This window comes from Pseudomonas sp. F01002 (assembly GCF_004402115.1).
GTDB lineage: Bacteria > Pseudomonadota > Gammaproteobacteria > Pseudomonadales > Pseudomonadaceae > Aquipseudomonas > Aquipseudomonas frigoris.
In genome coordinates this window covers 30,067-52,931 of record NZ_SOPU01000081.1, presented here as the reverse complement: position 1 = coordinate 52,931, position 22,865 = coordinate 30,067, and the positions used below count along the sequence as shown (strand labels likewise).

The window sequence follows — 22,865 nt, the reverse complement described above, 5'->3', positions numbered from 1 at the left end:
GCTGTCGAGTGAAACGAGGCTGCGATCTTTTGATCTTGATCTTAAAAAACAAGATCAAAAGATCGCAGCCTCGTTTCACTCGACAGCTCCTACAGGGGACCGTGGTGCTCCCGTTTATGCGATTGCCAAACGGCGTTCCAACAGGTCTTCAAGCTCATCGAGCAGTTCATCACCGCGCAGCAACTCGTAATGCCCACCCGCCAACAAGCGATCAACGCCGTGGCTGCCAACCTGGGCCTCGAACACACGACGTTCGTCGTCGCGCTCGGCCACCCACCAGCGATGCGCCGTGACCTGGATCGCCGGCAGTTGCCGATGCGCCAGCGCCAGTTGCTTGAGGCGTGAGCCGGTGGCGAAGATCTGCGTGAGTTCCCCAGCCCCCAACGCCGCTTGCTCATTGGAACCGTGCATGGCCGCCTCGATCACCGCCGTGGAACCTTCGCGCTCATTCAAGTCAGCGGCTTTCAGCGCAATCAGCGCCTGAGCCTCATCGGCCGGCAGACCGAGCACAAATTTCAGGAAGTCGCCCAGGTCCTCGCGCCAGTCCCCCGCCTCTGCGGTGCCCGCCACGTAACTGTCGACCAGTCCGGCAAACGCGACCGTCTCACCCTGAGTTTCCAGTTCGTGAGCAACCAGTTGCGTCAACGCCCCGCCCAACGACCAACCCAGCAAGTAATACGGCCCCTTGGCCTGCTGACTGCGAATCCGTTGCGCATAGGCCTGCGCCATCGCCAGCAGTGATTCGTCCTGCCAGTGCGGGTCGAGCAGCATGCGGCATTGCACGCCGTAGACCGTGCGCCGTCCTTCCAGTCGACGGGCCAGCGGTTCGTAGTCGAACACCGTGCCGAAACCGGCGTGCAGGCAGAACAGCGCCGGCACGTTCGGGATCCGCGCATTCAGCGCCAGCAACGGGTCCGGCGCAGACGCCGGCTCGGCCGCCTGATAGCCGCTGAGTTCGGCGATGCACGGCTTCTGCATCAGATCCCGCAGCTTCAATTCAAAGCCCAGTTGCGGCTGGCTGCGCACCCGCGAGATCACTTTGAGCACCTGCAACGAGTCGCCGCCCAGTTCAAAGAAGTTGTCGTCGATGCCCACTTGCGGCACGCCCAGCACCTCTTGCCAGATCGCGGTCAGCGCCGTTTCCAGTGCGTTGCGCGGCGCACGATAGCCGCCGAGCGCCCATTCAGGCGTAGGCAGTGCGCGACGGTCGAGCTTGCCGTTGGCCGACAGCGGGAAGCGTTCCAGCACCAGGATTCGCGCCGGCACCATGTAGTCCGGCAGTTGCGCTTGCAGCTCAGATTTCAAGCGGCGATCAAGCCCAACAACACCGGCAGCCACCACATAACCCACCAATTGCTTGCCGGTCGGCGTGTCGTGCACCACCACGGCGGCATCCTGCACCCCGGCGCAGTCGCGCAGGCGGGCTTCGATTTCGCCCAGTTCGATGCGGAAACCACGGATCTTCACTTGCTGGTCGAGACGCCCCAGGTAGTCGATCAACCCGCACTCGCGCTGGCGCACCAGGTCGCCGGTGCGGTACATGCGGCCACCGGCCTCGAACGGGTCAGGGATGAAACGCTCGGCGCTCATGCCGGGACGCTGGTGATAACCACGCGCCAGGCATTCTCCGCCCAGGTACAACTCGCCGCTGACACCGACCGGTAACGGATTGAGGTCGGCATCCAGCACGTACAAGCCACGCCCGGCCACACCACGACCAATCGGCGCATACGCCGCGTCGCAGGTTTCGCTTACCTCGGCACGCCACAACAGAGGCGTGACCACGGTCTCGGTCGGACCGTAACCGTTGACCAGACGCTGCGGACGCAAGGCGCGTTTGACCTGCTCGAAACTGGCCTCCGGCACCGCATCACCGCCAAAGCAATACACCTCGACCGCCGGTGGATTGCCCAAACGTTCAGCCACCTCGGCCATCTGTTGCAGGTACGCCGGCGGGAAGCAGGCCACGGTGACGCCGTGACGATGCAACACTTCCAGGGTTTGTTCCGGCGTCCACAAACTGTCATCGCGGATTACCAGACTGCCGCCGGCCAACAACACGCTCAGCCAACGCTCCTGAGCGCCGTCGAAAGCGAACGACATGAAGTGCAGCTCGCGGCTGCGCGGCGCCAGTTCGTAGAGCTCGACGATGCCGCGGCAATGCCGGGCAATCGGACCACGCGCCACGGCCACGCCCTTCGGTTGGCCGGTGGAACCGGAGGTGTAAATCAGGTACGCCAGGTGCCCCGGCAACGGTTTGGAAACCGGGCATTCGGTGTTGCCAGCAACGGCCAGCTGATCGAGCAACAGACGTGGCGGGCTGTTAGCCAGGGTCAGTCGTTCGCCCAGATCACTGTTGCAAAGCAACAGGCTGGCGGCCGAATCGCTGAGCATGTAGGCCAGTCGCTCGGCCGGGTACGCCAGGTCCAAAGGCAGATAAGCCGCCCCCGCCTTGAGCACCGCGAGGAACGCAACGATGGTGCGCTCGGAACGCGGCAACGCCACCGCCACCAGACTTTCCGGACCGATGCCGCGACCAATCAATTGTTGCGCCAACCCATGGGCCTGCGCCTCAAGTTGCGCATAACTGACTTCCCGATCTTCACAGATCAAGGCGATTTTCTGCGGCTGCGCTTTTACGTGTTGATTGAACGCGTGCAGCAAATCGGCGTTGTCGTCGGACACCTGCGGCAGACTCAAACGCGCCTCAGGCAAGCCAATGTTGCCAAGCAGGCGCGTGGCATCCTCCGGTAACGCACGCAACAAACCTTCGAGCTGCGCACGAATCCGCTCTACTTCCACGTCACTGAAGCGATCACGCAGGAACAGGTACTCAACTTCCAGGCCTTCTTCGTTGGTGCTGACCATCAAGTCCATCGGGAAGTTGGTCACCCCGCCGCTGCCGACTTCGGCAAAGCGCAGCTCACCTTCCTCACCTCCTTTCAAGGCGCGGTCCACCGGATGGTTTTCGAACACGATAATGCTATCGAACAAGCCCTGACCACCCTGCCCGGCCCAGCGCTGGATGTCCGACAACGGCGTGTGTTCGTAGTCGCGGACCATCAGGTTGTAATCCTGCAAGTCACGCAGCCACTCACCCAGCGGCTGTTGCGGATCGAGGGTCTGGATCACCGGCAAGGTGTTGATGAACAGGCCGAGCATGTCCTGCGCGCCGGCCAACCCGGTCGGACGCCCCGCCACCGTGGCGCCGAACGCGACGCTGCGTTGGCCGCTGTGGCGCTGCAACAGCAACAACCACGCGCCTTGCACCAGCGTGTTCAACGTCACGCGCTGACGCTTGGCGAAGCTGTGCAGTTTGCGCGTCGCCTCGGCGTCGAGGTTACTGTACATCACGCCGTGACCGGAGCCTGTCGCACCGGAAGCCTTGGCCAGAATGGTCGGTTCTTCGAGCAACGCCAGGCGCTCGCGCCAGAACCCTTGCGCCTGCGCACCGTCCTGACGTTGCAGCCAGGCGATGTAGTCGGCGTAACGACCGGTCAGGGCCGGCAGGCTGTCGTTGTGGTACAGGCGCAACATGTCGCCCAACAGGCGCGAGGCACTCCAGCCGTCCAGCAACAGGTGATGGTAGATCCAGATCATCTGGTAACGGTCATCACCCAGGCGAACCAGGATGAAACGCATCAATGGCGGGCAGCTCAGGTCGAAGCCTTTGGCTTGTTCCGCTTCGGCCAGTTCACTCAGCGCCTGCTCAGTATCGGTACGCTCGCGCCAGTCGAGTTCTTGGATCGGCAACTCGACGTCAGCGAACACCGCTTGCAGCGGATCGGCCAACCCATCGCGCCAACGGAACGCCGCGCGCAGCACTTCATGACGCTCGACCAGCGTTTGCCACGCCGCGCGGAAACGCGGCACCTGCAAACCGTCGACCGCCACGCTCAACTGGTTGACGTAGGGGTTCAGCTCCGGCGAATCGAGGCAATGGAAAAGCATGCCTTGCTGCATCGGCGACAGCGGATACAGGTCTTGCAGACCGTTGCGGGCGGCGATGTCGATGTGCGGCACCAGCGCAAAAGCAGGGACTTTCGGCGCTTCAACCAACGCCGCTTCACGGCTGGTCGCCACCGTAGCGAGTGCACGAATGGTTTGCTGTTCGAACAGTTGCTTCGGACTGAACACCAGCCCGCGCTGACCGGCACGACTCACCGCTTGCAGCGAGATGATCGAGTCACCGCCGAGCTCGAAGAAGTTCTCGGTAACACCCACCGACTCCAGCCCCAACAGCTCTTGCCAGATCGCCACCAGCAACGCTTCGGCTGGCGACGCAGCGGCCACCTGATCGTGGTTCTGCCGAGTGGCTTCAGGCGCTGGCAGGCCCTGGCGATCAAGCTTGCCGTTCGGCGTCAGCGGCAACGCGGCCAGGCACATCAAATGCGCCGGCAGCATGTGCGCCGGCAGACGGCTGCGCAGGTGCAACGTCAGCGCTTCACGCAAATCATGCTCATCGGCGAGCGGATCGCGGGGCACCACGTAGCCAACCAACTGGCGACTGACCGGGCCTTCGCGATCGATCACGAACGCTTCACGCACGCCTTCGTGTTCCAGCAGGCAGGCTTCGATTTCGCCGAGTTCAATACGGAACCCGCGAATCTTCACTTGCTGATCGATACGACCGAGGTATTCAACAACGCCGTCGGCGCGGAACCGCGCGAGGTCGCCACTGCGGTACAAACGTGCGCCCGGCACAAATGGATCCGGCACGAAGCGTTCAGCGGTCAGGTCCGGACGTTGATGGTAACCCCGCGCGACGCCCTCGCCGCCCAGGTACAACTCACCCGCCACGCCAACCGGCAACGGCTGCAAGCCGCCGTCCAGAATATAGGCGCTACGGTTGCCGACCGGCCGGCCAATCGGCATGAACGCCGAGTCGAATTCGGTATCCGGATACGCCAGCCAGATCAGCGGCGTGATCACCGTTTCGGTCGGGCCATAGCCGTTGATCAGGCGCTTGGGTTGCAGCACCTGCTGGACCTCGTCGAACGCATGTTTGGCCATGCCTTCACCGCACGGGGTGTAGGAACGGATCGGCAGATCACGCCCCGCTTCGCCCATGAAATCGGCGATCTGCGACAGATAGGTCGGGGTGAAGCAGGCGATGGTGATGCCGTGCTTTTCAATCTCGGCGCAGGTGCGTTCCACGCTCCACAACTCGTCATCGCGCGGCATCACTGCCGAACCGAACACCAGCGGCGTCAGCCAGCGCTCGTGAGCGCCGTCGAAGCTGATCGAAGCAAATTGCAGCTCGCGATCGTCCGGGGTCATGCCGTACAACTCGCCGATCGACAGGCAATGCATGGCCAGCGGACCATGGGCCACGCTGACGCCTTTCGGCCGCCCGGTGGAGCCCGAGGTGTAAATCAGGTACGCGAGGTTTTCGCCGCAGGTCAGGTTGACCGGGTTGGTTTCAGCCATCGAGTCCAGCGGCTCACGGTCGACTTCCAGCACCGACAGGCCTTCCGGCAAGGGCAGTTTTTCCCGCAGCCACGATTGACTGATCAGCAGCGAAATGCCGCTGTCTTCCATCAAATAGCGCAGGCGTTCGGCCGGGTACGTCGGGTCCAGCGGCACGTAGGCGCCGCCCGCCTTGAGGATCGCCAGCAGACCAATGATCATCTCCGGCGAACGCTGCATCGCCAGGCCAACCCGCACTTCCGGGCCGATGCCCAGTGCGCGCAAGCGATGGGCCAATTGGTTGGCGCGACGGTTGAGTTGGTCGAAGCTCAATTCCAGATCGTTGAAGATCAGCGCCGTGGCGTCCGGTCGAACAACGGCCTGGGCCTCGATCAACTGATGCACGCAGAGCGGGTTTTCCGTCGTGGTGAATGCCGGGTTCCACTCCACTAACTGTTGGGCACGTTCCGGTGCGGTCAGCAGGTCCAGTTCACTCAACGCAGCCTGGGGCGCGGCGACCATCGCCGCCAGCAACGCGGCCAGATGCTCGCTCATGCGGGCAATCGCCTCGCCGCTGAAGTGGGCGCACTGGTAGCTCCAGTTCAGGCTGAGCTGGCTTTCGGCAGTGGCCGCCAGCGTCAGCGGGAAGTTGGTGCGTTCGTGGTTCTGTGGAATCGAGAAGCTCAAACCGGCCGGCGCACCCTGCTGCAAGGCTTCAGCCACCGGGAAGTTTTCGAACACCAGCAGGCTGTCGAACAGCGGCTCGCCGGCACGTCCGGCCCAGCGCTGAATGTCACCCAATGCGGTGAATTCATGCTCACGCAGTTCCAGATTCTGCGCCTGCAAACGGGTTAGCCATTGACCGACGCTTTCAACCGCGTCCGGCGAGCTGATCACCGGCAAGGTGTTGATGAACAGGCCGAGTTGGCTTTCAGCACCCGGCAAGTCCACCGGACGCCCGGCAACGGTCGCGCCGAACGCGACGCTGCGTTGGCCGCTGTAGCGTTGCAACAGCAGCGCCCAGGCGCCTTGGACCAAGGTGTTGAGCGTCACTTTTTGCTGACGGGCAAACTCGCTGAAGCGTTTGCTGGTGGCGACATCGAAGGTCTGGCGGTGGTCGGCGAACTCTGCCGTCGACAGGTTTTTACTATCGCCGTGGGCCAGGCTCTGCGCCAACAGGGTCGGGTTGTCGAGGGTCGACAATTGCTCGCGCCAGAACAACTCGTCGGCTTGCGCATCCTGACGCTGCAACCAGCCAATGTAATCGGCAAAACGCCCGATCGGTGCCTGCACGTCTTGCCCGGCATAACGCTGCAGGACTTCGCTCAACAGCAGCGAATTACTCCAGCCATCGAGCAACAAGTGATGGTGGGTGTAGATCAGTTGCTGACGCTCATCGTCGAGTCGTACCAGGGTCAAACGCATCAACGGCGCGCGAGTCGAATCGAGCTGCAAGCGGTCGCTGTCGATCAGTTGAACCAACGCTTCGGCCTGATCGCTGCGGCTGCGCCAGTCGAGGCAAGTCAGCGGCAATTGCAGGTGACGATGCACCAATTGCACCGGCGCTTCAAAACCGTCAGGGAAGTGGAAGCTGCTGCGCAGGATCGGATGGGTGTCGAGCACCGCTTGCCAGGCGCGACCCAGTCGATCGGCATCCAGGCCGCGGGCTTCGACGCTGAGCTGGTTCACGTAGGCGCCGGACTCCGACTCGTACAGGCTGTGGAACAGCAAACCGGCCTGCATCGGCGACAGCGGATACAGGTCCTCGATTTGCGCCGGAGGCACTGACAGACCATCGAGTTGCGCTTGAGTCAGACGCGCCAACGGGAAGTCCGCCGGGGTCACGCCGCCCGCGCCATCGCTCAGGCAATGGGCGATCAACGCCAGCAACTCACCGCGGAAATCCGCCGCCAGCGCTTCGATCTCGCGCAGGTCGAAGCATTCGCGGCTGAAGGTCCAGTCGAGTTTCAGTTCACCGCCATAGACCTGACCGTCCACCGATAGCCAGTTCGGCAACGGTGCGTCCGCCGATTGCGCGGCACCGCTGGATTCGCGAGCCGGGGTGAACAGTGCGTCGTCGGCAAAGCTCTGGTCGAACTGGCCGAGGTAGTTGAAGGTCACGCGTGCTTGCGGCAACGCTGCCAGCGTCGCTTGGGTCGCGGCATCGCCCATGTAGCGCAACAGGCCGTAGCCCATGCCTTTGCCGGGGATTTCGCGCAGTTGCTGCTTGATCGCCTTGATCGAACCCGAGAGGTCGGCGGTCGGCGTCAGGCGTACCGGGAACAGGCTGGAGAACCAGCCGACGGTGCGGGTCAGGTCGATGTCGTCGAACAGCTCTTCGCGGCCATGGCCTTCGAGTTGAATCAGCGCCGATGCGTGGCCGGTCCAGCGGCTGAGGGTACGGGCCAGTGCGGTCAGCAGCAGGTCGTTGACTTGCGTGCGATAGATCGCCGGGGCCTGTTGCAGCAACTGGCGAGTCTGCTCGCGGTCAAGACCGATGCTCACACCTTGGCGCAGATGCCCGGCCTGACTGGCTTGAGCGTTGGCGGCTGGCAGCGAATCATTGGCGACGCTCAGTTGCGCCTGCCACCAGTTCAGTTCGCCAGCGGCGGTTTCGGAACGGGCATAGGCGTCAAGCTTGTCGGCCCAGGCCTGGAAGGCGCTGGTCTTCGGCGGCAGGTCTTGCCCTTGGTAAGCGGCCTGCAAATCTTCCAGCAACACCCGCCAGGACACACCGTCCACCGCCAAGTGGTGGATCACCAACAGCAACCGCTGCGAGCCATCGGCCTGAGCGATCAACGCCACGCGCAGCAGCGGACCGTCTTGCAGACTGAGGCTGCGTTGCGCTTCATCGCACACCGATTTCAGCGACGCGTCGCTGGCCACGCGGGCGGTCCAGAGCATGTCGATCACATCGCAGCTGTCGGCCCCGACATAACGCGCCGACCATTGGCCGTCGACCTGACTGAAGCGCAAACGCAGCGCGTCGTGTTGCTTGAGAAGACGTTGCAGCGCGGCTTGCAGGCGCGGCAATTCGAGGGTTTCGCGTGGAGTCAGCAGCACCGCCTGGTTCCAGTGCGCACGCTGCGGAATCGGCTCGTCGAAGAACCAACGCTGGATCGGAGTGAGTATTTGCACACCGTCCACCGGCCCTTGTTGCGCCAACGGTGCCGCCTGTTCTTTCACTACCGCAGCCAGCGCTTGCAAGGTCTGCTGCTGGAACAGGTCGCGCGGTTGCAGGCTCAGGCCGGCACGACGGGCACGGCTGACCACTTGAATCGAAATGATCGAGTCGCCGCCCAGCTCAAAGAAGTTGTCCTGACGCCCGACCTGCTCCACGCCCAACACGTCCTGCCAGATCTGCGCCAGCACCTGTTCGTGTTCGCTGCGTGGCGCTTCGAAGGCGCGTTGGCTGACTTGCGCGGTTGGCGCCGGCAGGCGTTTGCGGTCGAGTTTGCCGTTAGGGCTCAGCGGCATCTGCTCGATCAGCACGGTCTGCGCCGGCACCATGTAATCCGGCAGGCTGGCGAGCAAATGGCTTTTCAGGGTTTCGCGCCACACACCTTGTTGCTCGGCATCGACGTCCAGCAGTGCGCGATTTTGCGGCACCAGGTACGCGACCAATTGCTTACCGCTCGGGCCATCGAGGGCCAGCACCACGGCTTCCTGCACGTCGGCATGTTCTTGCAGGCGCGCTTCGATTTCCCCCAGTTCGATGCGCAAACCGCGAATCTTCACTTGATGGTCAATACGCCCGCAGTAGTCGATGGCGCCATCAGCGCGATAACGCGCCAGGTCACCGGTGCGGTACAGGCGCTCGCCACTGCCGAACGGGTCGACCACGAAACGCTCGGCGGTCAGCGCGCCACGGCGGTGATAACCGCGAGCCAGACCGACACCGCCCAAGTACAACTCGCCCACCGCGCCCAGCGGCAACAGTTGCAGTTCGCTGTCGAGGATGCAGGTGCGCAGGTTGGCGATCGGGCGGCCGATCGGCACGCTGTCGCGGCCCTCTTCCACGCAGGTCCAGTGGGTCACGTCGATGGCCGCTTCGGTCGGGCCATAGAGGTTGTAGAGATTGGCTTGCGGCAGGCTGCGCAAGGTCTGGCGTTGCAGTTCCATCGGCAGCGCTTCACCGCTGCAGATGATCCGTTGCAAAGACGTGCAGGCCAGCGCCTCGTCGGCACCGATGAATGCGGAGAGCATCGACGGCACGAAGTGCAGCGTGGTGATCGCCTGTTCGACGATCAACGCAGCAAGGCGTTGCGGATCGCGGTGCTCGCCGGGGGCGGCGATGACCAGCGTTGCGCCCTTCATCAGCGGCCAGAAAAACTCCCACACCGACACGTCGAAACTGAACGGCGTTTTTTGCAGCACGCGGTCAGTCGGCAGCAGGTTGTAGGCTTCCTGCATCCACTCCAGACGGTTATGCAGCGCCACATGGCGGTTGCCCGCGCCCTTGGGTTTGCCGGTGGAACCGGAGGTGTAAATCACATAGGCGAGGTTTTCTGCGACAGCAAGGTTGGGCAGATCGGAACTTGGCAAGTCGCTCAGCCAATCGGCGTCGGCGTGCAGGCACAAGGTGCGCACGTTGTCCGGGGTCGGCAGTTGCGCCAGCAGATGTTCCTGAGTCAGCAACAACGAAATGCCGCTGTCGTCGATCATGTAGCTCAGGCGATCAATCGGGTATTCCGGGTCCAGCGGCACATAGGCGCCACCGGCCTTGAGAATCGCCAGCAGGCCGACGACCATTTCAAACGAGCGGTCGCAGGCAATCCCCACCAGCACTTCCGGGCCAACGCCCTGGGCGCGCAAGTGATGGGCCAAGCGGTTGGCGCGCAAATTCAGCTCGGCGTAACTCAGGCTGTGGCCCTGGAACACCAGCGCTGTCGCCTCACCGTTTTCAATCGCGCGCGCTTCAAAATGCCGCTGCACGCAGACTTCGCCCGGATAGGTTTGAGCTGTGTCGTTGAGGTCGTCGAGGATGCGCAGACGCTCGTCGGCCTCCAGCAATGGCAACTCGGCAAGCGGGCACTTCGGGTTCGCCAGCACACCGGCCAACAAATTCCGCCAATGACGCGCTAAATGCTCGATGCGCTCGGCATCGAACAAATCGGTGGCGTACGTCAGGCTGGCGAACAGCTTGTCGCCCTCTTCCTGAGTGTCCAGTTGCAGGTCGAATTGCGTGGTGTGCGCCGTGGCGTTCAGCGCTTCGACGCGCAGACCGGCGAGCAAACCGCTGACCGCCGCCGGTTTGGCTTGCTGGTGGTTGAACATCACCTGGAACAATGGGCTGTGGCTGAGGCTGCGCTCACTTTGCAGCGCCTGCACCAGACGCTCGAACGGTAAGTCCTGATAATCCTGGGCATCCAGCGAAGCAGCGCGGGTCTGGTCGAGCAATTGGCTGAATGGCAGACGTCCGTCCAGTTCAGCACGCATCACCTGGGTGTTGACGAAGAAACCGATCAGGCCACGGGTTTCCGCACGATTACGGTTGGCAATCGGCACGCCGACCCGCAGGTCGGACTGGCCGCTGTAGCGATAGAGCAAGGCCTGGAAGCTCGCCAGCAACAGCATGAACGGCGTGACGCCGCGCTGTTTGGCCAGGCTCATCAGACCGCCGGCCAAGGTCGCATCGAGGGCGAAATCCAGACGCGCACCGCGCTGACTCGGTTGCGCCGGACGCGGACGGTCTGTCGGCAATTCCAGCAGCGGTTGTTCGCTGCCCAGTGTTTCACGCCACCAGTTGAGTTGACGCTCCAGCTCCCCCGCTTCCATCCAGCGGCGTTGCCACTGGGCGTAGTCGGAATACTGGATCGGCAACGCTTCCAGCGCAACGTTTTGCCCTTGGCAATGCGCGGCGTAGAGCCGGGAAAACTCCTCCACCAATACGCCCATCGACCAGCCGTCAGTGACGATGTGGTGCAAGGTCAGCAACAGCACATGGTCTTCGATGTCGAGCTGCAACAGGCTGACCCGCAACAGCGGACCGTGCTGCAGATCGAACGGCCGGGCGATGTCCTGCTCGACCGCTTTCATGGCCACATCGAGTCGTAGTTCCTGAGGTTCATCGCGCAGGTCGATCTGTTCGATCGGCAGCGAAGTGAACCCCGCCAGTGTCTGCACCACTTGACCATCATCCTCGACGAAACGGCTGCGCAGGCTCTGATGACGCTCCAGCAGCACGTCGAAGCTCTGCTGCAACGCCGCTCCATTCAGCGGGCCATGCAAACGCAAGGCGGCCGGAATGTTGTACGCCGAGCTTTGCGGATCAAGCTGCCAGAGGAACCATTGGCGCTGCTGCGCATACGACAGTTCGAACGTCGCTTGCGGCTCAGCAGCGGGCGGAATCGGTAGTTGGCCAAAACTCACGCCCTGCTCTTGCATGCGTTGCAGAAACTCGCGGCGCTTGTCGGCAGGCAGGCCGGCGAAGCGGGTGGCGATACGCTGGGCAGTGGTGTGTTCCATTAATTGATCTCCATCTCGTCGAGAAGCGACTCAAGCGCATCAAGACGTGCATCGTTGTCAGCCGGTGCGTGTTGCCCGGCCATGGCGGCATAAGCCTGAAGGTCGGTGGATTCGAACAGCGCGCGCAGCGGCAGCTCGATGCCCAGTTCCAGTTCCACGCGGGCACTGGCCTGGGCGGCGAGCAGCGAGTGCCCGCCCAATTCAAAGAAGTTGTCGCGTCGGCCGATCTGCGCCACGCCCAGCACGCTGGCCCAGATATCTGCCAGTTGCCGTTCGAGGTCGCCTTCGGGGGCTTCGAACGGGCGCTGCCATTCCTGCGCGTCAGGCACCGGCAAGGCCTTGCGGTCGAGCTTGCCGTTGCCGGTCAACGGCAAGGCATCCAGCAGCAGCCAGTGGCTCGGCACCATGTAGTCCGGCAGATCCACCTTGAGCGCGGCGCGCAAGTTGTCGCGCCAGGCGATTGGATCATGCGGGGTTTGCTCGGCGACCACGTAGGCGCACAGTTGCGGACCGCCATCGCCGGTATGCACGCTCAACACGGCTTGGCGCACGCCCGGTTGCGCCAGCAGCGCGGCTTCGATTTCACCCAGTTCGATGCGGAAGCCACGGATCTTCACTTGCTGGTCAATCCGCCCGAGGTAATCGATGCTGCCGTCGGCACGCTGACGCGCCAGGTCGCCACTGCGATAGAGACGCTGTGATGCGTCGAACGGACTCGGTACGAAACGCTCGGCAGTCAGGCCGAAACGCCCGTGATAACCACGGGCCAAACCAGCGCCGGCGATGTACAACTCGCCCTCCACGCCCACCGGCACCGGTTGCAACTGGCTGTCGAGCAAATACCAGCGCAGGTCGCGGATCGGCAGGCCAATCGGGCTTTGGGCCTTGCCGTCGAGGTCGGCCAGGCGGATGGCGCGGTAGGTCACGTGCACCGTGGTTTCGGTGATGCCGTACATGTTGACCAGGGTTGGCTGCTGGTCGCCGAAGCGTTCGAACCATGGACGCAGGCTCGCGACTTCCAACGCTTCGCCGCCGAAAATCACCTGACGCAGGGCAATGTTTCGTGGGCTGGCGCAGGCAATCGGCAACAACTGGCGGAACGCAGTCGGGGTCTGGTTCAACACCGTCACGCCTTCATCACAGAGCAAGCGATGGAACTCTTGCGGCTCGCGGCTGATGTAATACGGCACGATCACCAGACGCCCGCCGGTGCACAGCGAACCGAACAGCTCCCACACCGAGAAATCGAACGCGTAGGAGTGGAACAGCGTCCAGACATCGTCCGGGCCGAAGTTGAACTCGGCAGCGGTGGCCATGAGCAGACGCCCGACGTTGCCATGGCTGAGCAATGCGCCCTTCGGCCGACCGGTGGAACCGGAGGTGTAGATCACGTAGGCGAGGTTTTCCGCGGAGGCTAGCGCTGGCAAGTTGTCGTCGCTGAAGGCCTCCAGTTGCAACGACTCCAGGCTCAGCACTTGCACGCCGTGGTGGGCCGGTAAGCCATCGATCAAGTGTTGTTGGGTCAGCAGCAACGTGATGCCGCTGTCTTCGATCATGTAACTCAGGCGCTCGGCCGGGTATTGCGGGTCGAGCGGTACATAGGCGCCACCGGCCTTGAGAATCGCCAGCAACCCGACCACCAGCGGCATCGCCCGTTCGGTGGCGATGCCAACCCGGACTTCGGGGCCGACGCCCTGTTCACGCAGTTTGCGCGCCAGTCGGTTGGCCTGAGCGTTGAGCGCGGCGTAGGTCAGTTGCTCGCCTTCGTAGACCAGTGCGATTGCGTTCGGCCGTTGTGCGGCTTGAACTTCGAACAAGTAGTGCAAGGTTGGCGACGGCGGTTGCGCCTGGAACGTCGGGTTCCAGTGCTGGATCAGCGCATCGCGTTGTGTTGCTTTGAGCAATGGCAGTTCGGCGACGCGCTGCTGCGGATCTTCGACCACCGCTCGCAGCAGGTTCAGCCACTGCTCGGCCAGGCGGTTCATCGACGCTTCGTCGTACAAATCAGTGGCGTAGGTCAGGCTGGCGTCCAGCGTTTCGCCCTGCTCCTGAGTATCCAGCACCAGATCGAATTGCGTGGTGTGTTGCTGCCAGTGCAGACGCTCGACCTGCAAGTCGGCGACAGTGCGCTCGACGCTCGCGCCCAGTTGTTGCTGGTGGTTGTAGAGCACCTGGAACAATGGGCTGTGATTGAGGCTGCGGTCGGGCTGCAAGACGTCGACCAACTGCTCGAACGGCAAGTCCTGATTGGCTTGCGCGCCCAATGCCACGCGCTTGACCTGTTGCAGCAAGGTGCTGAAGGACTGCTGACCATCGATCTCGGCACGCAGCACTTGAGTGTTGATGAAGAAGCCAATCAGGCCTTCGGTTTCCAGACGCGAACGCCCGGCGCTCGGCACGCCGACGCTGATGCGGGGCTGCCCGCTCTGGCGATGCAGCAAGGCCTGGAAACTCGCCAGCAACAGCATGAACAACGTCACTTGTTGCTCCTGGGCACGTTCACGCAAACCGACCAACAACTCGCGATCAACGTTCAGCACCAGGCTGGCGCCGCGCTCGGTGCGACGGGCCGAACGGGTCAGTTCACTCGGCAATTCCAGCGGTGTCTGGCTACCAGCCAATTGCTCGCTCCACCACGTCAGTTGGCGTGCGCCCTCGCCTGCTTCCAGCCAGTCGCGCTGCCAACGGGCGTAGTCGCTGTAGTTCACCGGCAGACTCGACAGGTTCGCAGCCTTGCCTTCGACGGCAGCCTGATACAGCGCGCTGAATTCATCGACCATGACCTGCATCGACCAGCCATCGGCAGCGATGTGGTGCACGGTGAGCACCAGCACGTGTTCGTCGGTGTTCACTTGCAGCAGCAACACGCGCCACAGCGGGCCGTTGCGCAGGTCGAACGGCCGGGCGATTTCTTCGGCTACGGCATTGTCGATCGATGACTGATCGAGTGTGCGTTCATCCAGTTGCAGCGCCAGATTGTCGTGCAGCACCGGACGCGCCTGCTGGCCGTCCTGTTCGAAGGTTGTGAGCAGGGTTTGGTGACGGGCCTGCAATTGCGCAAAGGCTTCGCGCAGGGCTTCGCGGTTCAGCGAGCCCTTGAGGCGTAGCGCGGCGGGAATGTTGTAGGCCGAGCTTTGTGGGTCCAGCTGCCAGAGAATCCATTGGCGCTGTTGGGCGTAAGACAGGATCTGCGGCTGACCGACCGTTGCACGTTGCAGCACCGGTTGGTCGCTGACGTTCGCCAGTGCTGCACGCTCGGCAAATTCCGCCAGATTCGCGGCGCAGAACAGGCTGCTCACCGACAGTTCTAGCTGCAATTGCTGACGCACCCGAGAGATCACCTGAAGCACCAGCAACGAGTGCCCGCCCAGTTCGAAGAAGTTGTCGTCACGTCCCACGCGTTCGACCTGCAACACGTCCTGCCAGATCAGTGCGAGTTGCGTTTCCAGCCCTTCGGCGGGGGTCACGAATTCGCGTTTCGCATCGCCCGCTTCAGCACGCGGCAGGGCTTTGCGGTCGAGTTTGCCATTGTTGTTGAGCGGCAGTTTGGCTAGCAGGATCAGGTGATTCGGCACCATGTATTCCGGCAACGACTGACGCAGAACGGCTTTGAGTCCTTCCAGATATTCGGCCTGAGAAACCATCGCGCCGCTGGCCACGACATACGCCACCAGTTGCGTGCCGTCCTGAGCGATGACCGCCGCTTCGCGCACGTCCTCCCGGGCTTGCAGGCAGGCTTCGATCTCGCCCATTTCAATGCGGAAACCGCGAATCTTCACTTGATGGTCGATGCGGCCGACGTATTCCAGATTCCCTTCAGCGTTGTAGCGCGCCAGATCGCCGCTGCGGTACAGCCGCACGCCCGGTTCACGGGCGAACGGGTCCGGCAGGAAGCGTTCAGCGGTCAGCGCCGGGCGGTCGAAGTAGCTCTGAGCGAGGCTGGCCGGCGCGCCGATGCACAGTTCACCGACGCCACCGTTGGGCAACAACTGACCGGCCGCGTCCAGCACATACAGCGCGCGACCAGCGATGGCTCGACCGATCGGGATGCCAAACGCGTCGCTGGCATCTTCGAGATGGCATTCATGAATGCTGGACACCACAGTCGCCTCGGTCGGGCCGTAGGTGTTGAGCAGTCGCACATGGCTCAAACCCGCCTGATGCCACAAACGCAGACCTTCGACCGACATCGCTTCGCCGCCGACGTGAACCTGGCGCAAATCACCCAGGTTGCGTACCACACCGCTCGCACATTCCCGGGCCAGCAAGTACCAGTAAGCCGCCGGCAAATCCGCCACGGTCACGCCTTGCTGGACGATTTCGGCGGCGAGGCGGCCGGCATCCCACACATCATCGCCACGCATGATCAACGCCGCGCCGACACACAGCGCCGGGAAGCACTGCTCGACGAAGCCATCGAAACTGAAGGTCGCGAACTGCAACACGCGGTCCGACGCCGACAGCCGCGAATAGTCGGCGGCGGTCCGGCAGAACTCGCGCAGCGCGGCATGGGCGATGGCCACGCCTTTGGGTTGGCCGGTGGAACCGGAGGTGTAGATGATGTAGGCCAGGTCGTCGGCGAGCGCGTGGTTTTGGGGATCGCTGTCGGAGTAGCCGACGTTGTCTTCGAGGCTGAGACGTAGCACGCCTGGCACGTCTTCCAGCAGACCGGACTCGCACAGCAGCACGTCGAGGCGGCTGTCGTCGATCATGTAGGCCAGGCGTTCAGCCGGGTATTTCGGGTCCAAAGGCACATAAGCCGCGCCGGTTTTGAGCACCGCCAGCAGGCTGATGATCAGTTGCGGACCACGCTTCAGCGCCAGACCGACGCGCTTGCCGGGACCGGCGCCGTTTTCAATCAGACGATGGGCCAGACGGTTGGCCTGCGCGTTCAGTTGACCGTAGCTCAGGGATTGACCGTCGACCTGCAACGCCATCGCGTCTGGGGTAGCGGCGGCCTGAGCCGCGATTTGTTCGTGCGCCAAAAGTGCTGTGGATAACTCAACTGCCGCCGGTTGGCTGACAGAGAGCACCGTATTTTTTCCGGCCTCATCGAGTAACTCCAGCGTGCCCAATGCCGCGTCCGGCAGCGCCACCAATTGCACCAGCAGGTGCTGCAAACTGGCCGACAACTCAGCGACCTGCGCCGCACTGAACCGCGCCGCGTCATAGCTGAAGTCCAGGCTAAGGCCTTCGCCCAGTTCGATGCCCAAGGTCAGCGGATAGTGCGTGCGCTCGTGGTTGTGCAGGTTGCCGAACGACAACCCGGCCGGCGCGCCCTGTTTCAGCGCCTCGGCCACCGGGAAGTTTTCGAACACCAGCAGGCTGTCGAACAGCGCCGAACCCTGCTGCCCCGCCCAGCCCTGAATGTCGTAAAGCGGCACGTGCTCGAACTCGCGCATGGCCAGGTTCAGCCCTTGCAACTCGCCCAGCCATTGACTGACGGTTTGATCCGGCTTCATCGCGCACACCAGCGGCAGTGTGTTGATGAACAAGCCGAGCTGCTCTTCGATCCCCGGCAGCGGCGCGGATCGACCGGCGACCGTGGCACCGAACACCACGCAGTCCTGGCCGGTGTAGCGTTGCAGCAACAGGCTCCAGGCCGCTTGCAGCAGGGTGTTGAGGGTGACTTTCTGCTGACGGGCGAACTCGGCCAGACACTGGGTCGCGCGGCTGTCGAGTGCTACGCGATATTCCTCACTGCCCTCGGCGCCCACCGGTGGCCGCAAGGCTTCGGCCAGCAACGTCGGCGCTTCCAGCGGCGCCAATGACGCTTTCCAGAACTGCTCGCCCGCGGCAGCCGATTGCTGCTGCAACCAGCCCAGATAATCGCGGTATTGCCCGGTCGGTGCCGGCAGCGATTGCCCGGCGGCGTAGTGCTGGATCACTTCGGCCAGCAACTGCGCGTTGCTCCAGCCGTCCATCAAAATGTGGTGGCTGGTGTAGATCAGGTGCCAGTCATTGGCGCCCGTGCGGACGAGGTTCAAGCGGAACAGCGGCGCGGTGCCCAGTTCGAAACCCAGGGCACGTTCAGCGTCGGCCAGCGCATCGGTGTCGGTCGCGTCAAGCACTTCAAGCGGCAACGCGACGTGGCGGACAATAGCCTGGTGCGCGGTGTCGAGGCCTTGCCAGTGGAAGCTGCTGCGCAGGATGTCGTGACGTTCCAGCGCGGTTTGCCAAGCCTGAGCGAATCGCTGCGGATCGAGGCCCTGAATGTCGAGGCGCAGCTGGCTGATGTAGGCGCCGACTTCGGGTTCGTAGAGGGTGTGGAACAGCATGCCCTGCTGCATCGGCGACAGTGGATAAAGGTCTTCGAGGGTCGAAACAGCAACCGGCAGTGCATCGAGTTGCGCCTGACTGATGCGCGCCAACGGGAAGTCCGACGGTGTGGCTTGCGGCACTTCAACGGCACAGCAGTGATCGATCAGCGCGTTGAGTTCCAGCGCGTAATCGTCCGCCAGACGCTGAATCGTCGCGGTGTCGAACATCTCACGGCTGAAGCCCCAGCTCAGCGACAACTCGCCGCCATAGACCTGGCCTTCGACCGTCAGCCAGTTGCCCAGCGGGGCCGATGGATCCTGCGCCACGCCGTTGCCTTCGGTGGACGGCACAAACATCGCGGCATCGTCGAACTGGCGGTCGAACTGGCCCAGATAGTTGAAGGTGATGCGCGGTTGCGGCAACGCCGCCAGTTCGGCGCGAATCTCCGGTGTGCCGAGGTAGCGCAGCGCGCCATAGCCGAGGCCTTTGTCCGGCACTGCGCGCAGTTGTTCCTTGATGGTTTTGATCGACGCCGATAGATCGGCGCACGGCATCAGATTGACCGGGAACAGGCTGGTAAACCAACCGACGGTACGGGTCAGGTCGATGCCGTCGAACAGGTCTTCGCGACCATGGCCTTCAAGCTGAATCAGCGTGCTGCCCTGCCCGCTCCAGCGGCAAACCGCCCGCGCCAGGGCGGTCAGCAGCAGGTCGTTGACCTGGGTGCGATAGGCCGCCGGGGCCTGTTGCAGTAGTTTGCGGGTTTGCTCGGCGTCGAGTTTGAGTTCGAGTTTGTGTTCGAAGCGGTTTTCCAGCGCGCCGGTTGGGCGGTCGCACGGCAGATCACTCAGTGCGTCGCGCAGTTGGGTTTGCCAGTGACCGAGGCTGTTTTCAAAGGCTGGAAGGTGAGCTTGCAGACGGGCGACCCAGCGTTGATAGGTGCTGGTTTTCGCCACCGAAGCATGGCTGCCGCTATAGAACTGCTGAAGATCTTCCAGCAGCACGCGCCAGGAAACACCGTCCACCGCCAGGTGATGAATAACCAGCAGCAAACGCTGGGTATCGTCGGCCATCGAGACCAGCAGCGCGCGCATCAGCGGGCCATTTTGCAAATCGAGACTGCGCTGGGCTTCGTCGCACAGGGCGTTGAGTTCTTCGACCGATTGTGCCTGACGCTGCCACAACACCGACTCCGTGGTCGGCGCTGCGTAGGCTTGCTGCCAACCTTCAGCGGTCTGTTCGTATCGCAGACGCAAGCTGTCGTGATGGGTCAGCAGTTGCTCAACCGCGCGATCCAGCATCTCTACGTTCAACGCTTCACGCGGCACCAGCAGCAGCGACTGGTTCCAGTGCTGACGCTCAGGAATCACTTGCTCGAAGAACCACTGCTGTACCGGCGCCAACGCCACCGCGCCAACCGCCGGGCCTTGATCGATCAGTGGCTGCTCGCCGCTGCGGGCGGCCTGGGCCAGGCTGCGAATGGTCTGGTGCTGAAACAGGTCTTTGGGGCTCAACACGATCCCGGCCTGACGCGCACGGCTTACCACTTGCATGGAAACGATGGAGTCACCGCCCAGCTCGAAGAAGTTGTCTTCAAGACCGACGTTGTCGATCGCCAACACGTCCTGCCAAATCGCCGCGAGGGATTTTTCCATCTCAGTGCGCGGCGCGACGTGTTCGCGTTGTTGCTGCGAGCCGTCAATCGCCGGCAAGGCCTTGCGGTCGAGTTTGCCGTTGGGGGTCAGCGGCAGGAGCTCGAGGAACAGCAAAAACGCCGGGACCATGTAGTCCGGCAGATGCTGACGCAGTGCAGCTTTCAGGGTGTCACGCAGAGTCGTTTGAGCATCGACATCTTCCAGCAATGCCGGATCGGCCGGCACGATGTACGCGACCAGTTGCTGACCGTTGACACCGTCCTGCGCCAGCACCGCCAGTTCGCGCACAGTGTCCTGCTGCAACAACCGCGCTTCGATTTCACCGAGTTCGATACGGAAGCCACGGACCTTGGCCTGATGGTCGATGCGCCCGACGTATTGCAACGTACCGTCGGCCTGATAACGGGTCAGGTCGCCGGTGCGGTACAGGCGCTCGCCATTGCTGGAAAACAGGTTTGGCACATACTTTTCGGCGGTCATGCCCGGACGCGCCAGGTAACCGCGGGTGATGCCGGCGCCTGACAGGAACAGCTCGGCGGACACGCCTTGCGGCACCGGTTGCAGGTCAGCATCGAGCAAATAGCTGGCGGTGTGCTTGAGTGGCCGGCCGATGTTTGCACGGCCAGCGGCCTCGCGGCGGGTCCAGGTCGAATAGGTGGTGTCTTCCGACGGACCGTACAAATCGTAGACATGCTCGACCGTCGACTGCTGATACAACGCGTCCACCAGGCTCTGCTTCAGCGGCTCGCCGGCGAGGTTGATGATGCGCACGCTCGGCGGGATCTGCCTGTCGCGCTGCAAGGCATTGATCGCCGACGGCACGGTGTTGATCAGACGCACCTGATCCCGGGCCGGCAGCTGCGGTAATTCCAGGGCATTGCGGGCGATGATCACCGAGCCGCCACTGGCCAGGGTGACAAACAGTTCCCACACCGACAGGTCGAAGCACACCGACGTCGAGGCCAATACGCCTTGAATGTCTTCGCGGCTGTAGACCGATTTCGACCAGTCGATCAGCGCCAGCACGTTGCGATGGGCAATGGCCACGCCTTTGGGTTTGCCGGTCGAGCCGGAGGTGTAGATCACGTAGGCGAGGTTATCCGGCGTGACGCGGGTCACCGGCGCGCTGCCTGGGTAAGCGGCCCACGCCCTATCGTCCATCAGCAACACTTGGGTGTCGGCGGTGTCGGTCAATGTTGCGGCGACAGCTTGCTCGGTCAGCAGCACCAGGGCGCGGCTGTCTTCGAGCATGTAGGCAACACGTTCGGCCGGGTAGTCCGGGTCCAGCGGCACATAAGCACCACCGGCCTTGAGTACCGCGAGCAACGCGACCAACAAGCTGTCGGAACGCTGCATCGCCACGCCGACCCGGACTTCCGGGCCGACACCCAATTCGATCAGCCTGTGGGCCAGGCGATTGGCCTGATTGTCGAGCTCGGCGTAAGTCAGCTGCTTCGTGGCAAAGGTCACCGCCAATGCCGTCGGGTTCGCGGCGACTTGCTGGCTGATCAGCTCATGAATGCACAGGTCTTGCGGGAAGCTTTCGTCAGCACGGTTCCAGTCATGCACGATGCGCTTGTATTCCGCGCGCTCAAGCAGCGGCAAATCACTGATGCGTTGCTGCGAATCACTGACCATCCCGCGCAGCAAATGCGTCCAGTGCTGCGCCATGCGCGCGATGGTCGCGGCGTCGAACAGGTCATTGGCGTAAGTCAGCGCGGCGTGCAGCTTGCCGCGCTTTTCATTGGTGTTGAGGTCATAAGTATCGAGGGTCAGATCAAACTGGGTGGTGCGCCCTTCCCACTCGATCACCCCCAGCGCCAGACCGGATGCGGTGCTGACCGAGGAAATGTCCGCGACCTGCGGCTGGTGGTTGTACATCACCTGGAACAGCGGCGTGTGGCTGAGGCTGCGCTCCAGTTTCAGCGCCTCGACCAGGCGCTCGAACGGCAAATCCTGATGGGCCTGGGCACCGAGGGCGGTTTCCTTGATGGCGCGCAGCAAATCGTCGACGCGGGTCTGGCCGTCGAGCTGGGTGCGCAGCACCTGGGTGTTGACGAAGAAGCCGATCAGGCCTTCGATTTCGGCGCGGTTACGGTTGGCGATCGGCACGCCGACGCGAATGTCGGTCTGCCCGGTGTAACGGTGCAGCAGCGCGTTGAAGGCGCCGAGCAACAGCATGAACAGGGTGATGTTGTGTTTCTGCGCCGTGGCCCGCAGTTGTTCGGCCAACTGACCGTCGACGGCGAACTCGTAACGGGTGCCGCGATAGCTCGGCATCGCCGGGCGCGGATGATCGGTGGGCAGTTCCAGCACCGGGTGCTCGTCGCCCAGTTGCGTCTGCCAGTAGTCGAGTTGACGCGCCTGCTCGCCGGCCTCCAGCCATCGGCGTTGCCACAACGCGTAGTCGCTGTACTGGATCGGCAATGGCGCGAGTTGCGGTTGTGCGCCCGCTTCAAAGGCGTCGTAGCAGCGGATGAACTCGTCGATCAGCACGTTCATCGACCAGCCATCGGAAACGATGTGGTGCAAGGTCAGCAAGAGGACGTGTTCCTGCTCGGCGAGTTTGAGCAAGGTGACGCGCAGCAATGGGCCGGTTGCCAGATCAAACGGCAGCACCGATTGCTGCTCGGCCGCTTGGGCGACTGCTTGCTCGCGTTCAATGACCGGCAACGCGCTGAAATCCACCTGATCGATGACCAGCGGCGCGCTGGCCGGTACTTGCAGCAACGTGTCGTCGGCCTGGCGCTGGAACACGGTGCGCAGGGTTTCGTGACGTTCAACGAGGCTGGCGAACGCTTGCTCCAGCGCTGACAGGTTCAAACGTCCGGTCAGACGCACCGCGCCCGGCAGGTTGTAGGCGCCGCTTTGCGGGTCCAGCTGCCAGAGAAACCACATGCGCTGCTGGGCGTACGACAGCGCCTGGCGATCGTCGGCTTCGACGCCGGCAGGAATGGGGAACCGGGCGAAATCAACGCCTTCCTTTTGCAAGGCCGCAAGGAACATCTGGCGCTTTTCCAGGGGCAACCCGATAAACCGGCGAGCAAGTTTCAAGGAGTCTTCAGCATTCAT

2 protein-coding genes are annotated in these 22,865 nt (G+C 63.0%); both read right to left on the bottom strand.

Features of this window, described 5'->3' with window-relative positions; genetic code table 11:
* Positions 1 to 114 precede the first annotated feature (114 nt).
* A complete protein-coding gene (locus tag E3W21_RS30400; protein ID WP_134423409.1) occupies positions 115 to 11,877 on the bottom strand; it encodes a non-ribosomal peptide synthase/polyketide synthase in 11,763 nt (3,920 codons plus the stop codon).
* Entirely contained in the window at positions 11,877 to 22,865 is a 10,989-nt protein-coding gene (locus E3W21_RS30395; protein ID WP_134423407.1) for a non-ribosomal peptide synthetase, read from the bottom strand. The genes E3W21_RS30400 and E3W21_RS30395 overlap by 1 nt, the downstream gene beginning before the upstream one ends.

Excerpts from the sequence above, each read along its gene's own strand:
- E3W21_RS30400 (WP_134423409.1), bottom strand. The coding sequence starts at position 11,877 with ATGGAACACACCACTGCCCAGCGTATCGCCACCCGCTTCGCCGGCCTG.
- E3W21_RS30395 (WP_134423407.1), bottom strand. The coding sequence starts at position 22,865 with ATGAATGCTGAAGACTCCTTGAAACTTGCTCGCCGGTTTATCGGGTTG.